The sequence below is a fragment of the Mesorhizobium sp. M8A.F.Ca.ET.207.01.1.1 genome (assembly GCF_004794715.1).
Classification (GTDB): Bacteria; Pseudomonadota; Alphaproteobacteria; order Rhizobiales; family Rhizobiaceae; genus Mesorhizobium.
The window spans coordinates 596429-611898 of the sequence record NZ_SRUS01000005.1; the positions used below are offsets into that span (position 1 = coordinate 596429).

Annotated in this window: 12 protein-coding genes and 1 pseudogene; 4 read left to right on the plus strand and 9 right to left on the minus strand. The window is 59.6% G+C overall.

Translation table 11 applies throughout. The features are described from left to right. On the plus strand, positions 1-3781 hold a 3781-nt coding region (locus EN850_RS18270), incomplete at its 5' end, for a putative Ig domain-containing protein (protein ID WP_348642435.1). Positions 3782-4047: 266 nt separating this feature from the next. Here the strand turns inward: EN850_RS18270 and EN850_RS37175 are convergent. From EN850_RS37175 to EN850_RS18300, 6 genes and pseudogenes are all read right to left on the minus strand, one after another. Next, positions 4048-4251, minus strand: a pseudogene (locus tag EN850_RS37175) (hypothetical protein); the annotation flags it as partial. Positions 4252-4331: 80 nt separating this feature from the next. Beyond that, positions 4332-5336 (minus strand): nucleotidyltransferase family protein, encoded by a 1005-nt coding sequence (locus tag EN850_RS18280; RefSeq protein WP_136091949.1) that lies wholly within the window; start codon positions 5334-5336, stop codon positions 4332-4334. After that, positions 5333-6538, minus strand: coding sequence for a PqqD family protein (locus EN850_RS18285; RefSeq protein ID WP_246689245.1), 1206 nt, complete (start codon positions 6536-6538; stop codon positions 5333-5335). The genes EN850_RS18280 and EN850_RS18285 overlap by 4 nt, the downstream gene beginning before the upstream one ends. Before the next feature lie 58 nt (positions 6539-6596). Continuing rightward, entirely contained in the window at positions 6597-7601 is a 1005-nt protein-coding gene (locus EN850_RS18290) for a hypothetical protein (protein ID WP_135929621.1), read from the minus strand. Positions 7602-7609: 8 nt separating this feature from the next. Next, the gene (locus EN850_RS18295; RefSeq protein ID WP_136091950.1) at positions 7610-8359 is read right to left on the minus strand and encodes a hypothetical protein; all 750 of its coding nucleotides are present in this window, start codon (positions 8357-8359) and stop codon (positions 7610-7612) included. Positions 8360-8490: 131 nt separating this feature from the next. Then, complete coding sequence (locus EN850_RS18300; RefSeq protein WP_189591150.1) at positions 8491-9750, minus strand: O-antigen ligase family protein; 1260 nt, start codon at positions 9748-9750, stop codon at positions 8491-8493. 426 nt (positions 9751-10176) lie between these two features. Between EN850_RS18300 and EN850_RS18305 the strand changes: the two genes are divergently transcribed. Next, positions 10177-10425 carry a hypothetical protein gene (locus EN850_RS18305; RefSeq protein ID WP_127276356.1) on the plus strand — a complete coding sequence of 83 codons (249 nt, stop codon included), beginning with the start codon at positions 10177-10179 and terminating at the stop codon, positions 10423-10425. A gap of 125 nt (positions 10426-10550) precedes the next feature. Here EN850_RS18305 and EN850_RS18310 read toward each other — a convergent pair whose 3' ends face one another. Further along, positions 10551-11231 carry a sugar transferase gene (locus EN850_RS18310; protein ID WP_245464276.1) on the minus strand — a complete coding sequence of 227 codons (681 nt, stop codon included), beginning with the start codon at positions 11229-11231 and terminating at the stop codon, positions 10551-10553. Between the two features lie 322 nt (positions 11232-11553). On the opposite strand from EN850_RS18310, the gene EN850_RS18315 reads away from it, so the two are divergent. Then, positions 11554-12759: a hypothetical protein gene (locus EN850_RS18315; RefSeq protein ID WP_127276354.1), complete on the plus strand. Its 1206-nt coding sequence runs from the start codon at positions 11554-11556 to the stop codon at positions 12757-12759. Positions 12760-12913: 154 nt separating this feature from the next. On the opposite strand, the gene EN850_RS18320 is transcribed toward EN850_RS18315, so the two are convergent. Both EN850_RS18320 and EN850_RS36385 read right to left on the minus strand, forming a co-directional pair. Next, a complete protein-coding gene (locus EN850_RS18320; protein ID WP_127873506.1) occupies positions 12914-13672 on the minus strand; it encodes a response regulator transcription factor in 759 nt (252 codons plus the stop codon). A gap of 419 nt (positions 13673-14091) precedes the next feature. Continuing rightward, complete coding sequence (locus tag EN850_RS36385; protein WP_189343812.1) at positions 14092-14241, minus strand: hypothetical protein; 150 nt, start codon at positions 14239-14241, stop codon at positions 14092-14094. An 862-nt stretch (positions 14242-15103) separates the two neighbouring features. On the opposite strand from EN850_RS36385, the gene EN850_RS18330 reads away from it, so the two are divergent. Beyond that, on the plus strand, positions 15104-15470 hold a 367-nt coding region (locus EN850_RS18330), incomplete at its 3' end, for a GTP-binding protein (protein ID WP_246689248.1).

Genomic DNA, 15470 nt, shown 5'->3' on the forward strand with positions numbered 1-15470 from the left:
TCCCACCACCAACCAGATCGCCGAACTCGCCGCGGCGGGGGCAGCCACCGGGATCACAGCATCGGCCACCGATCCCGACGCGGGCTCGACCGTCACCTACAGCATCAATGACACGCGCTTCGCCATCGACGCCAGCAGCGGCGTCATCACGCGCTCGGCCACCGGCACGCTCGACTTCGAGACCCAGTCGTCGATCAATCTGACGGTGACGGCAACCTCGTCCGACGGCAGCACCGCCAACCAGGCCTTCACCCTCGCCGTCCTCAACAGCCCTGAGCCGGTGGCGTTCAACAACCCGCCGGATGCCAACACCGCCGCCAACCAGGTTGCCCAGAACGCCGCCGCCGGCACGGCGATCGGCATTACAGCATTGGCGACGGATCCCGATGCCGGCTCGACGATCACCTACAGCATCGACGACCCGCGATTTGCCATCAACGCCAGCACCGGCATCATCACACGCTCGGGCACCGGCACGCTTAACGCGGCCTCGGAGCCTTCAGTCAACTTCAACGTGACCGCAACCTCGTCCGACGGCAGCACCGATACCCATGCCTTCAGCGTTGCTGTCTCCGAGACGGGCAACACCACGCCTGTAATCATCGAGACAAGGGTGACGACCGCCGGGGACGATGTCGAAGAGAAGGGCTCCGGGGCGATTTCGACCAACGTCACCGACCTGGAGCTCGGCTATGACGGCTCCACCCGCCAGACGGTCGGCATGCGCTTCACCGGCATCAACATCCCGCAGGGCGCGATCATCACCAACGCCTACATCCAGTTCCAGGCCAATGAGGTGAAGACCGGCGCGGCGTCGCTGCTCATCCAGGGCGATAAGGTCGACGACGCCAGTCCTTTCACCACCGCCAACTTCAACGTGTCCTCGCTTCCCAGGACGGCCGCATCCACGGCCTGGGCGCCGGACCCGTGGACCACGGTGGGCGAGCATGGCCTGGCCGAGCGCACGCCGGACCTCACTGCGGTCGTGCAGGAGATCGTCAACCGCTCGGGCTGGGCCGCGCTCAACGACATGGCATTTTTGGTCAGCGGCACTGGCACGCGCACGGCCGATTCCTACGAATACAATCCGGCCAGCGCGCCGCTGCTGCACATCGAGTATACCCTGCCCGGTCCGGCCGGCAGTCCGGTGGCTTTCAACACGCCGCCCGACGCCAACACCACCGCCAACCAGATCGCCGAGCTTGCGGCGGCTGGCACGGCCGTCGGCATCACAGCCTCGGCCACCGATCCCGACGCCGGCTCGACCGTCGCCTACAGCCTCAACGACACGCGCTTCGCCATCAACGCCAGCAGCGGCGTCATCACCCGCTCGGCCACCGGCTCGCTCGACTTCGAGACCCAGACATCGATCAACCTGACGGTGACGGCAACCTCCACCGACGGCAGCACCGCCAACCAGGCCTTCACCCTCGCCGTCCTCAACAGCCCGGAGCCGGTCGCCTTCAACAACCCGCCGGATGCCAACACTGCCGCCAACCAGATTGCTCAGACCGCCGCCGCCGGCACGGCCATCGGCATCACGGCCTCGGCCAGGGATCCCGATGCCGGCTCGACGGTCACCTACAGCGTCAACGACTCGCGCTTCGCCATCAATTCCAGCACAGGCGTTGTCACGCGCTCAGGCACCGGCACGCTCAATGCGGCAACCGAGCCGTCGGTCAACCTCCACGTCACCGCGACCTCGTCCGATGGGAGCGCCGCGGGCCAAGACTATGTCGTCAGCGTGACCACAGCGCCGATTTTCGAGAAAAGGATCGCAACCAGCACCGACGACGTCGAGCAAGGTCCCAGCGGCGGGATGGACCTCACCAGCACCGATCTCGACATGGTGGTTGACGGCACCAAGGTCCAGACGGTCGGAATGCGCTTCACCGGCGTCGACATTCCCTACGACGCCGTCATCACTAGTGCCTACATCCAGTTCCAGGCCCAGAATACGAGCACCGGCGCCGTCTCGCTCCTGATCCGGGGCGAAAGCGACGAAGCCGTCCCCTTCGAGAGTGAGAAAAGCGATGTCACCTCGCGCCTGATGACGACTACTTCGGTGACGTGGACGCCACCCGACTGGACCGTGAACAATGAAGCCGCCCTTGCCGAACGCACCCCGAACCTCTCGGCAATCGTGCAGGAGATCATCAACCAGCCAGGCTATTTGCAACTCAATGACATGGCATTCGTCGTCAGCGGCAGCAGCGGCGCGCGCAGGGCTAATTCCTTCGATGGCAGCGCCACCGGCGCACCGCTCCTGCACGTCGAGTACTATGTGCCGACGACCGGCCCGGTCGCCTTCAAGCATCCACAGGATGCCGACCCTGCGGCCAACCAGATCCCCGACCTTGCCCCCGCGGGCACTTTGGTCCACATCACAGCCTCGGCCAAGGATCCGGACGTCACCGATACGGTCACCTACAGCCTCAACGACCCGCGCTTCGCCATCAATTCCAGCACCGGCGTCATCACGCGCTCTGGCACGGGAACGCTCAATGCCCAGACCGAGCAGTCGATCAACCTCCACGTCACCGCAACCTCGTCCGACGGGAGCACCGCCGCGCAGGACTATACGGTCAGCGTCGTCCCGACGACGCCGCCGCAGGTCTTGTACCGGTACGCGGTCTTTGGTGACTACGGCGACACCGATCTCTCCGGCGAGAAGGCGGTGTCGGCGATGGTCCATGCCTGGAACCCCGATTTCATCCTCACAATCGGCGACAACGTGTATGCTCCGCAGACCTTGGATGCCGCCGTCGGCCAGCAGTATCATGACTACATAGGCAACTATCAGGGCGCATACGGCAGCGGCAGCGCCATCAACCGCTTCTTCCCCACGCTAGGCAATCACGAATACGAAGAAGGCAACGTTACCAACTACCTGAATTACTTCACGCTGCCCGACAATGAGAGGTACTATGACTACCAGATCGGGCCGGTGCATTTCTTCGCTCTCAGCAGCAACAAGCAGGAGCCGGATGGCCGCAGTTCCACATCCGTGCAGGGCCATTGGATGCAAGACCTTCTCGCGAATTCCGACGCGAGTTTCGACGTCGCCTACTTCCATCACACGCCATTCAACCCGAGCGGCTCCACTGCCACCATGCGGTGGCCCTTCGAGCAGTGGGGTGTAAACGCGGTCTTTGCCGGCCATCAGCACAACTACTACCGGGAGAACCGGGACGACAACGGCGACGGCGTCTTTCTTCCGTACACGACCACCGGCCTTGGCGGAGCTGGCAAGACCGTTCCCAATGTCGGCGCCAATCTGGTGACGATCACGGACGCGGGCATGCTGATCGAGTTCTACAAGGTGAGCAGCTTCAACGGGACGACTGCAACCAGCATGCTCACGGATTCCTACTTTGTCCCGACGCCTGTAGGGCGCACGCCGACAATCGTCAACGGCGGCTACGTCCTGAACGGCACGACCGGCGCGGACTATCTATGGGGTCTGGGCGGGAATGACACGCTGATCGGGGGACGCGGAAACGACACATTGGTTGCCGGCAACCAGCACAATCTGTTCGTGTTCGCCCACGGCGACGGTCAGGACACCGTCATGAATTTCCTGCCCGGCGCCGGCACCGGCGACGTCCTCGATCTCAGAGCCTTTGGCATCTACAACACCAGCCAGTTCCTGCAGGCGGCGACAAACCAGGGCTCGAATGTCGTGGCGTCGCTGGGCGGCGGGGATCAGATCACGCTGACCGGCGTTCAAGTGGCCCAGTTCCACGACGACAACTTCCTGAGCAGTCTGCTGCTTGCGTAGGGCCGCCTTCCTGCATGCTCAAAGGTCCGCGTCGCGCGGTTCCGAAGATCAGTGCGGCGATCCATTTTGCGCTGATTTGCAGTTCGGATGATGGTCGCCCCGGCAAAGAAAAGCCCGGACCGCTCGCGGCACTTTTGCGTGCCGCGAGCGGTCCGGGCTTTCAAATGACAGGCTGGAGCCCTATGTCCTCAAAACGCTGTTTTCAGCGACCATGATGGTCGAAGGGCTTACCCCTGGCCGGGAGGGCCGACGTGAATATGGTTCTTGTCCCCCCAGCCATTGCCCGGTTTTGATCCACCCGATTTGGCAATCGCCCTGGAGTTCAAGCTTGTGCCAAGCAAGAGCGTCACAGCCGGCGGAGTAACCGCCGCAAAACGCCCCGCCTTCTTGAGAAAGTCGCGGCGCGCTTGAGCCTCCGAGACCAGGGTCTCCTGGGTCCGTTCCGAGCGTTTTGTGCCTTCCGGTGACATGTCAAACCTCCCACAAACTTTCTCAAATTCACGGATTCATCTTATGCCTTCTGATCCAGTACACTAGTTCTCCAAAAGGCTTAGATTTTCGTGCGAGGGTCGAAGAGCGTACGAGCGATGCGCCGCAAGAGGTACGGCGGTCCACGTCGCGCCAAACCGTAGGCGCGTGAAAACCGCCATATGCCCCACGTCAAATTACCGGCCAGTCGCAGAGGGGCGCCAATGACGGGGTGTGTCGCCGTGAAGACGCGCCTCCAGTGCTGGAAACGGACGATCGGGCGTTTTGCACATTTTTCCGGGATTCTGGTTCCAAAGAAATGGTGCATGGCCAGGAGCTGGGTTTCGAGCGCATTGCGGGCGCTCCGGTCCGACATGGAACCCTGCAGTGACATCCAGTCCACGTCCTCGTTTTCCGCCAATCGAGCCAAGTCATGGAGGTGCCTGAGATCTATCCTTCCGCGCCAATAATCTCCCTCCTTGAGAAGGTCGTGTACCATCCAGTGCATGGCGCGAGACTGAACGGGAGGAATTTTCACCCGAAGGCCGTCTCGCTGGATGAGCTTGGGGGAGTGATAGCAGTCCGCTCGGGTAGACCGGAGCTCCAGCATTCCGGCGTCCTGCTGGCGGGCCATGCCTCGCCCCCCCGCTACATCGACGTAGCCAAGCTCTTCAAGACAGTCTCTGGCGACCTTCTCTTGGCGTGGATTCACGGCTAGATCGAGGTCACTCGTCATCCTGCTGGGGACCAGGCCGGCCGGCGAAAGGAACAGGGGAACGGCCCCCTTGAGCAGGAGCGGAGAGATATCGCTGCGGTTGAGGGCGGCAACGGCTTCACCCAGTTGGGTACGCAACCGCAGATTCCGTTCCCGATTGCAGTCGTGAACGAACCGAAGGTACTCGCGCACGTCCTCTGGCAGCTGGTGGATTTGTCCGGCGCGCGCCAGGGACGAGAACAAATCGGGTGTAAGCAGAGTGCGATTTGCCAGAGCAATCACGGCCTGCCAGTCAGCCCTGTCCGTCGGAGTGCCGCGAAGTCCGGCGACCAACGCCTCAAGTGCGTTGCCCCTGTTGCCCCTGCTTATCATCGACACGCTTCCGAGATAAGGCGTACCGCATCATCAAGCCCCGAATAGGTCAGGCAACAGGTTTCCGTCGATCCGATGAGTTGGGTCAGCGCTTCGAACGCGGTGACACCCAGCTCTCCGCCGGGCGCAAGCGCGCCATTGAGAAGGCCGCGCAATGCGTGAGCTGGATCGATCGGCTCCAGGCTGGCTTTCGAGTCACGACCTCGACGGAGCAGGACCACACAGCCAATGGGCAGGGGAGCGGGAGGCAAGGGCACGAACGCCTTGGGCACGGCAAATCGTACACGCTTGCGGTCAGGGCGGCGACAGATCGGAACGGCATCAAGGCCGGGGCAGTATTTGGCCAGCAACGGCCATGCTCCCGCCTTGACCGCCGGGGCAAACGGAAGGCCAACGCCATGCCCCCTAGAGTCCAGCAGCGTCACATCATCGGCGACAAAGCCAAATCCTGCATGGACCAGTGCCAAGGTCAGCGTCGTCTTGCCCGCGCCCGGATTGCCACAAAGAAGGACGATGCGTTCATTTCTGAGAAGCGCAGCCGCGTGGAGGGCAAGTTCATAGGCGCCGTAATCCAGAACCTCGGTCAGCAATTGCCCCTTCAGCATGACGGGTAATTCGTCGAGGGAGCAGGACAAAATCCACTTGCCATCCCGCAGCAGATGGACTCTCCCTCCCTGCCCAACCACCTCGAGCAGTACGTCGGCAGTATCTCCTTTGACCTCAAGGTGGCGAAATACGGAAATCGCGGGAAAGGCGCAGGCTGCCGGATAGACGATGCGTATGTTGAGGCCCGCGACTGCGACCACCTGGCTCACAGGCTTTTGAGCTGACGAAGTAGACAACGGCGCGCAGGGCCGTATCAGGTTCAGCCGCTGCCAATCCTCGAGTGCAGCCTCGACATGCCTGTCTGCCTCAAGTCTATCAACGCCACTGCGCGCCATCTCGACCGAAATGGCGTGCGGTGGCATGCCTTCTTCCAGAGAGCGCCAGATGTCGGCAGCAGTATCGTTGACGGCGAAAATGGCGTTCTGGGAAGGGCTGAACAGGATATTTTGTCCCCTGACACGCACCAACCGACCTAGGATCACAAACGTCGCAGAATTCCAATCGGCCTGGCCTGATGCCACCACAGTTCTGTCAATCGCGTCCTGCTGATTCATCGCCGTGACGGTCCAAGCTGTTGTTGCCAGCGGTGCATTCAATGGGCGAGCGCCAAATGCCTTCGCAGTTGGAGTAATCGTTGCCGAGCGCTGCGACTTCTCACAGCACTTCGTCAGAGAACCGGACCACGTCCTGATGCGCCGCGACCCATTGGGAACGGACCTTGTTCCAATAGCCGCGGGCGTCGGCGCCCGTCAGCAATCTGAAACCAGACGGTGGCAGTGGCAATGCGGAAGGGATCGGCTCGTCGGGCAGCCACAGCAGCACATTGTCGCGGCTTTCAATCGTCAGCCGCCATGTTCTTTCCAGGCGATGGAATCCACGCATGTTGGCCGCGGCCAATGCGAAAACCGATTCCGTGATCCTCAACCTGGGCGACTGATCGACAGCCTTGATCGGCGCCTGATGTGTGATTTCGCCCTTGGACAGAAAGGCATGCATGCGAATGAGGGATTTGTCGACCCGCACCGTTTGCCCCGTTCCGTCCCGTTCGTTTGACGCAGGGTCCAGGCTGATCCCCGAGAAACATCCGTCGAACAGGCAATCTTCAATGATGCCGCTGAGGAGATAGTCGTTCTCCACCGCATCATCCCTGATTTCGCTGAGCCAGCACCCTTTTAGCCGAAAACCGTCGGCGTGCTCGGCGAGGCGAATGCCATCCCAGCAGCGACGGGCACGCACCCCCTCAATTGTCGCATCGGTGGTTCCGTCCCTGACAAGCAAAGCCGCGCTGTTGCAGTAGGTGTCCCGCCAATCAGACGTTAGCGGTACCTGGCCGTCGAAGCGGCCGCCGACAAAGCGAACCCCTGGACAGTTGCGGATGACGACGGGATAGCGATTGACCGGCAACGGCCCCTCGTCGCAGCCCATCGCCGCGTTGGGATCGCGGTTTCTGCTGTTGGCAACTGTGAAGGAAGCATTTCGAGCGTTGATTGTTGCTCCCGGCTGCAGGTTCCGTATCGATTGCTGTTCGAAGCCATAGTCACCTGCCAGAACGAACTCCTTGCCTGCCGGCGTTTGTCCGCCTTGCGCTTGGCACGAGCCCGCCAACAGAGCGATTAGAGGATACAAGCCGGCGACGCCCATGAATGAACGGCGGTTCATTGTGGTGCTCATTGGCGTGCCGAACCGCTCAGCCGATGTCGTTCGAGGCAGGCCGGAAGCACCACCTCAAGAACCCTTTCGGCGACATCTTCGGGCGATGCCAACCTTTCCACGTCGACCGCCGCCATCACGCCGACGTGATCCTCCGTTTCCATTCTTCGCTCAAGGTCGGCCAAAATCTGGCGGCAAGCACAATCCGCCGCCGACCAAAGATGACGGTCGCAGTCAGGAGATGCCCTTTGTATCCGCGAGGACCTATCGCCCCTTTTCAGAAGTCGACTTCGTGCTAGGCGAATCTCACCGCGCAGATGGACAAAAACCATGTCATGCACGCCAATGGCGAGCAGGATGTCAAACCACTTCTCCGAAGTTTCCCGGTGCTTACTCTTGAGCAATACGGACAGGAACCCCTGCAGAAGCCCCTGATCCATTATGATGATGGTATCCTTTCCTTGCCTCTCGGTCTGAATATAGGCAACCAAAACCGAAAGGTTCCAGATAACCCTGATTACATCGACAACCGATGATTGCCCGCTTTCGATGACAAAACGTGCAATTCGGGCGAGCAGCGAGCGAAACTGACGGTCCTTGAGCCTTGGGGTAACAATACCGATCCTGTGGATTTGGCGGTCGATGAACGCTCTTGTCCCCCACGCTAATTGCACATCGCCTGTCAGCGGGCCGCACCGTCGCAAGTCGTTCGCCAACAGGGTGGAGGCCGTGGTTTTTCCGATCCCAGGGAGACCAAAAAATTCCACGAATCGAATTTCTGTTTGAAGTGGGCGTGGTTCGACGCTTGGCGGCAAGCCTGCCGTCAGGTCACGGACTGTGTACGAAGCCATGGGGATCAGGGGATAAAAGTTGGTTTTCCGAAGATTGAAAAAACAGTTCAATATTGAAATAGCTGGGACCCTGGAACCGCGTACAATTTCGGACGCTCAGGGCCGGTCTGCAGTGATCGTTGGATGCCGCGGTAGAAGATGAGCAAAGCCAACGGCAGCCAGAAGAATGGCGCTGTCGATGGACCGAAGGAGTCGCTCATCTGGTTTGCGATGATGTAGTTCCACAGGGAAACCGACGTTCCAAGCACCATCACATTCACTTCCGCCGCATGGTCGCCCCCCCTGTCATTGCCGAACAATGTGCAGAACACGACCCTGGAAAGATATGCCATGACCACGAGAACCAGCATCGACACCAACGCCAAGCCGGGCACTCCCAGTGTTCTAAAGAAGTCAATGAACAGATTATGGCTGTGGGGCGCGATATCTTCCACCCATTGCCCTGCCCCCACACCCGTGAACGGGTGCGACAGGCCGAGATCGATCGATATGGACCACAGTCGCTGCCGCGATACCACCGAATGCGCCTCGCCTCCGGAAAGTTGAATGGCCAGCAGGCCGTAAGCCCGTGGATTTAGGAACTGCAATGTCAGCAGGCTCGCTTCGAACAATATCGGAGCGGCAATGGTTCCCACGATTACCTTTAACGGATTCTGCTTTCTTCTGATTAAATATATACTGTATAGCGCAAAGAAAAGACCAAGGCCCACCACGCCGAGGACGAAGTTTGTCTTCGAACCCGATTTCACCAAACCCAGGAGCACCGCAGCGAGGCAGCCGATAAGGAGAAGTCGGTGCCGGCGGGATGTGACCAGCTTCGCCGCGACAAGCGGCAGACCAGCCGACAACGCGATCCCGAGTTGGTTCGAGTGCTTGAAATAGCCTTCAGCCCGATCGGCGAATCTGGCATCGCCCAGCCCGATTGCGACAAGACAGGATGTTACGACAGTCATGATGACTATGGTCGTCACAACCCTGTCGATTGCCACGAGACCCTTCGGTCTCATGGAGATTGCCGCGACCGCTGGAATGATCGCGAAACCAAACACTTGTGAGAAAACCGCGCGCATCGTCCTCATCGGATTGTCTGCGTAGAGCATCGACAGTAGAGAGAGAACGATGATGACAGCAGATATCGTCAGCACCGCAGTCGTCAGGGCGGCCTCAATCCGATGGAGGCGTCTTGCTGTTTCCGCATAGGTACCGACACTTAGCAAAGCGCAGAACAGTGCCAGCAAGAAGGAAAGCGAGCCATCCGTTCCGGCAATCCGCGTGGCGCCAGGGAACCAGATGGACAGGATCAGCAAAAGGACAGATACCTGAAGCATAAGTAGAATGTCACACTAGAGGCATTATGCGGGGACTGCGCGCCGACGCAGGCTCGCGTCGATGAGCAACGTCCAGAGCCTTGTTGTCCTGAATAGCCGCACTGATAAACACAGGCTTGGCGTCCGGATCTTAAATCATTGCATGCTGCCGCACGGCGGGTGAATTTCCGCATACCTATTTCCAAGCAGCGTAGGCTTGGCGGGTGGACAAGGAAATGAGCGAAAAGGGGGCATTCGGACAGGGTGCTCTACGCCTTTTGTGTAGCGCGGGGGAGTGTACGGCGATTTCCGCCCCTCGACCGCTCGTCGGCGAGGCGGTGCAGCCGGATTGAGTGTTGGTACCGATTCGCAGATGTGGGAGACTTGGAGATGGCACACTGAGTCTTCCACCCATAGGAGATCGCCGTGCTTTGGGGCCTTGTCGTCGTCGGTGTTATCGGCATTTTGCTGGGATTTCGTTTTCGAGCTGCCGCGCTCATCATCATGACCGCGGTGACAGTCGTGGGCGGCGTCGTTGCAGGCGGCATCGGCAGTGTATTTGACTGGCACCACCTCATCTCAATCCTGCTTCTCGTTGTTGTTCTACAGGGGGCCTACTTGCTCGGCCTCTTCCTGGGCGTAGTCTGGCGCCAAGGCATGTCACGTGAGCAGTAATGGTCTGCGGCTGCCATTTCGCCGCGGCCGACCGGCGCCGCACCTTTCGCCATTGCGGTCGCGGCAGCACGCTGCGGTTTTTAGGCAGAGCAAAGCATCGGGCAAGAATTTGCGATGCGCATTAATCAAGACGCACGATCGAATTTCATCACGGCGCCCACAGTCCGGACGAGAATGACAACATCGGCCCATAGGGACCATTCCCGCACATATCGGCTGTCGATAGAGACACGACTGGGATAATCCATTGCGTCTCTGCCAGCCACCTGCCAAAGGCCAGTTAACCCAGGCCGGGTTTTTAGATAATCGATCGCAGAGGAGCCGTAACGTTGAAGTTCGTCGGGAACGACCGGACGAGGGCCGACGCAACTCATCTCGCCGCGCAGCACGTTGATGAGTTGAGGCAACTCATCCAGGCTCGACTTCCTGAGAATGTGCCCCAGGAATGTGATCCGCGGGTCATTCTTGAATTTCCAATTCTGCTCCCACTCCTTGGCGGCTTCGGGATTGCTCGCGAGATAGTCTGCCAGAACCCGCTCCGAGTTGGCCACCATGGTCCTGAATTTGTAACAGGCGAAGCGCCTGCCGTTGAATCCGATCCGGGTGTGTGAGAACACCGCCGGTCCGCCGTCGGTCACCAATATCAAAAGGGCAACCGCCAGCATGACCGGAGCAGCAAGGACAAGCGCGATCAATGCGACAGTGATGTCCACCATTCTTTTGCGCCGGCCTCCAAGCGGACGGAGGTTTTGGCCGATGTGGATACCAGCTCTGCGGCGCTTTATGTCGAATGCGCTGATTGTCATGGGATTTCACCAAGAAACGCTGTTGGTGTTGCTGCCCAACTTCACAGCGGCTTGTCATTCTTCGCAAGAGAAGCAAAGGAGGTAGCGGCGTACCCGGCGCCCGTTACTCCTAAGCCTGATCCACGCGTCGCTGGTGTAGTGTCTTTAAGCCTTCTGATCAAACGGCGTATCACCTAGCATCCGTTTGCTGCGGTAGCAGTTCGGGCAGGTTCGGCTGTATTGCCAGAGCCTGCATTGGACCTGGCGCAGCCGCCAAGAGATCGGAGTGCCAACCAGATCCAGGCAGTCATGCTCGTGGCGATACAGGAACCACGTTTGCTAAATGCGCGAGGCCGCAAAGGCATCCGTCAAAAAACAATGCAGGAAATGCACGTGCATCGTGCCAAGACAAGATCCGGCAGGGCGGTTGATCCGCTTAAGGGACATTGCAGGCTTATTTGATAGTGGAGCGCGCAACCTAGTGCCCAGCTTGATGCCTTTACCACATGATTTTGCCGGAACGTCGTCTGCTCGTGATGTTCTCGAGATCGACCCTGCCGAAATGCTTGCTATCGTGCGCAAGCAAATAGGCTTGCTTGATCTCGATCTCTCCGGCCTCACCGTGGTCGTTGGCGCCACGACGGGATATCAAGCTGTGACTGCCACAGCGGCGGCGCTCGCCAATGCCAGCCGTGTCGTTGCGCTCACGCGCACATCTTCCAGACATCCAAGCCTGGCGGCCATCGCAGATGCGACGTCGGCATTTGCCAAACACGCTAGGGTCTCCAAACGCGTTGAAGTGACGAACCGGATCGACAGCCGCAAATGGCAGGATGTCGACCTCGTCACGAACTGTCTGCAGGTCGCCCCGATTTCGAGATCGCTCATCGAACTCTTACCCTCGCATGCGGTTGTTTCGCTAATGGCTGAACCATGGGAGCTTCGTCCGGGCGTTGTGGACTTCAACGCCTGTGACGAGGCCGGCATCAAAGTCGCGGCTCCCAATCTGAGCCACCCAGCCATAAACCTGCTGCCGGAATTCGCGCGGTTGTGCTGCATCTTGCTCCGCGATGCCGGTGTCGATCACCGTGCCGCGAGGCTCGCCATCGTCTGTGACACGCCCTGTGCCCCGTCCCTCGAGCGTACGCTAAGCGAGGGTGGGGCGAGAGTAAGTGTTTTTTCGCACCCCATGCTCCTGACTGACGATGCATGGGATGTGATCGTGGTCGCGATGAGGCCAACTGACAAACCACCAATGGACATCAACTGCCTGGGCCGTATTGCCCGGAACTCTCACCAAGCGCTACTGGTGCAGTTCAGCGGCGGGGTCGATCGCTCAGCCGCCAGCTATTTCGGCCTCAGCATCTGGCCACCGAAGCGACCCACCCGTGGTCAGCTAGGCCTTCCCCTTGACGCACTCGGACCGGCTCCAATGGTCCGCAGACTGACGGGTGGGCTGAAGGCCGCCGAAGCCGCGTATCGTGGCGCGGAGCTAGCAGGGGACAGCGTTGGATTTCTCGTAACAGCGGCGTCCGCGACGGTTGGCTAAGAACGTGCCTCGACACACGCCGAGCCAGCCCGTTTCGCGAAACCGCTCGGACGAGGCCATCGACCTTAGATCAGAACGCCGAACCCCTGGTCCCGCCCTTAACGCACCTGTTATTGCCAGAGCCGGCCAGGCAAAGACCGATCCGAGGCAGCCTTCAAAGCAACATTTGTCTAAGCTTGTACGCTACCTCGGTGCGGTTGGTAGCCTTGAGCTTTTTCATGATATTTCGGATGTGGACTTTGACGGTGCTCTCGCACAGGTTGAGCTCGTAGGCAATTATCTTGTTCGCCTTGCCTGTCCTGAGCGCCTCCACAACCGCAGCTTCGCGTGTGGTGAACATGCCGGAGAGCGGACGGACACCGTTTGCGGTCGAGTGGATGATCTCTCGCAGCGCCAGCACGCAGCTGGCGGGTACAAAGATCCCTCCGGCACGAGCAAGACCAATGGCCTCGGCAGCGACCTTCACCGTCACGCTTGTGGGAATATAGCCTCGGGCGCCGCATTCGAGAGCCGCGAGAACCTCCCCTGGCTCATCGGAATCCACCACGACGATTACGGGTACGGTGCCAAACTCGGAAATTAAGTGCGCAAGTTCCGCCCGAACACTCTGGTCCGTGACCTTCCTGGCGCCAAGAATTACGAGGATCGCGGACGGCTCCTCGTCCCCGCCAATGTGCTGGATTTCGTCAAGCGATCCTACCGCGCTAACGCGCAAGGTGGGATTGTGTTCGATAAGGCCGCGCGCAAGGCATTCACGCTCAAGCGCTCGCTTGTCGACAATCATAACCAAGCCTTCGCTCGGACGTCCTTCGTCGAGATCGGACCTGCCAAGACCATTCGCGTCCGGCAGATGTCCATTGTGTAACGGTTTTGTTGCATCGTTCCAAAAATCGGAAATTTGGGGGTGTGCCATCGCTTTACCTACTCCTCTCCATCGCGCTGACTTGCTTTTCTCCTCTTTGGTTTGGCTCCCTAGCAAAGCATGTCAAAGGCGTGAACTAATACGCTCATCGTCTGTCAGGCTGACTAGATGTTGACCGAAGTTTGGATTCAAGGAGTAGGACATACGCCGTCCCAACACACCGACGTATGGCTTCCGCGCCCTATGGAGGTAACCCAACCTGGAGTGCATAGTACGATGCTGTGGAAAAGGCGCATTAATCCTGGTTAACAATTTGGTAATTATATCTTAGGTGACTAATATATCCAAAGGTACGACAACCTGTAATTGCACATAATTTCCCCGCACTAATAAGATGAGTATGCAGCCCATTCCAGGCACAGTGGCTTTGTGCGATCCTTTGGATCCTTGGCCCCATGACGGCAATGGAATCAGATCGCCAAGATCGGCGCCGCTCCGTGTAAGATATCGTGCGCTTTTAGATTGCCATTGGCGAGAGTGGCCGATTTTGAGAGACCGTCAAGAATGGTCTGCAGATTGACAAGTTCTGCCTCGATCACCAGCGAGACCTGTCGTGCCATCTGCAAAGCGTCCCGTTCGAAGCGGGTTGCTGTTGCAGTGCATACTGGACGCGCAGATATGCCGCGAACAGCCAGACCGGAGCCGACCGACGAAGCACGCCCGTGTCCTCTTTTTTGGTTCCGCTAAAGCGTAGTGCAAGCCGCGAAACGACAAGCGTTAGCTATATCGAACCGAAGGTGCGCTGTCGCCGCCGCTACTCCTCCTCCCGCTGGGTCATAATCAGCACCAGCGCGGGTTCGACGTCGGTCGTCACCGGCTTATCGGCCATCGGCTGCCCCCCGAATTGTCGCTCTCATACTTCGTTCGTATGCTTTGCGCGTATTCAGCATGAGCGCATATAGTCCCTCAGCCCCGGCGCCGTTTCTCACAAACAGCCCGTCGGTTAGGCCCGGTGTCCTAGCCCCATCCCAACAAAGGGGTGCCGGGCCGCTCCGTCAAAGCCCCTCGTTGCTAAAGGCCCGCCGCCCCATTTGCGAGGCGACGGACCTCGTCCCAGCCCACACTCTATCAATGCAATTGCGGTGCCAGGCGTACTGACCCGTAACGGGTCACATTTGGCCGAGCGGATGGGCTTTGATCATGATGATCCTGGCGCAGTGTCAGGCGAACCTGACCCATTGATTGGACCATTCCATGGAGGTGCCCCAATGCGGTATGATGATCCAGCAGTCTTCTTGTCTGATCTTCCGGAAGCGCAGATCGTGGGAAGACAGCGGCGAGGAGGAGGTTATGAAGAGCCAGTGATAGGGTTGGAGACGACCATGTCCATCAGGAACCAGATCGGATCGCTCGGCCTAGCACAGGCCCGCCTTTCGGATTGCATCGCGGCCGACTGCCGTGGATGAGGATCGCCGGACGCCAATCCCTGACTTGTCCTTTTCCACCGCGAGAAGCGTCCGCGACTATCTGGCGGCGCAAGAGAAGAAGTCGCTGCTGCGCTTCCTGACCTGCGGTTCGGTCGACGACGGTAAGTCGACGTTGATCGGTCGGCTGTTGTCCGACACCAAGCAGATTTTCGAGGACCAGCTCGCCGCGCTCGAACGCGATTCGCGAAAGCACGGCACGACGGGCGACGACATCGACTTCGCGCTGCTGGTCGACGGCCTCGAGGCCGAGCGCGAGCAAGGCATCACAATCGACGTCGCCTACCGCTTCTTCGCCACGCCGAAGCGCAAGTTCATCGTCGCCGACACGCCCGGCCACGAACAATATACCCGCAACATGGCGA

Coding starts and splice junctions, on each gene's coding strand:
- EN850_RS36385 (WP_189343812.1), bottom strand. CDS start 14,241: ATGGCACGACAGGTCTCGCTGGTGATCGAGGCAGAACTTGTCAATCTG.
- EN850_RS18315 (WP_127276354.1), top strand. CDS start 11,554: ATGCGCGAGGCCGCAAAGGCATCCGTCAAAAAACAATGCAGGAAATGC.
- EN850_RS18310 (WP_245464276.1), bottom strand. CDS start 11,231: ATGACAATCAGCGCATTCGACATAAAGCGCCGCAGAGCTGGTATCCAC.
- EN850_RS18290 (WP_135929621.1), bottom strand. CDS start 7,601: ATGAACCGCCGTTCATTCATGGGCGTCGCCGGCTTGTATCCTCTAATC.
- EN850_RS18320 (WP_127873506.1), bottom strand. CDS start 13,672: ATGGCACACCCCCAAATTTCCGATTTTTGGAACGATGCAACAAAACCG.
- EN850_RS18280 (WP_136091949.1), bottom strand. CDS start 5,336: ATGATAAGCAGGGGCAACAGGGGCAACGCACTTGAGGCGTTGGTCGCC.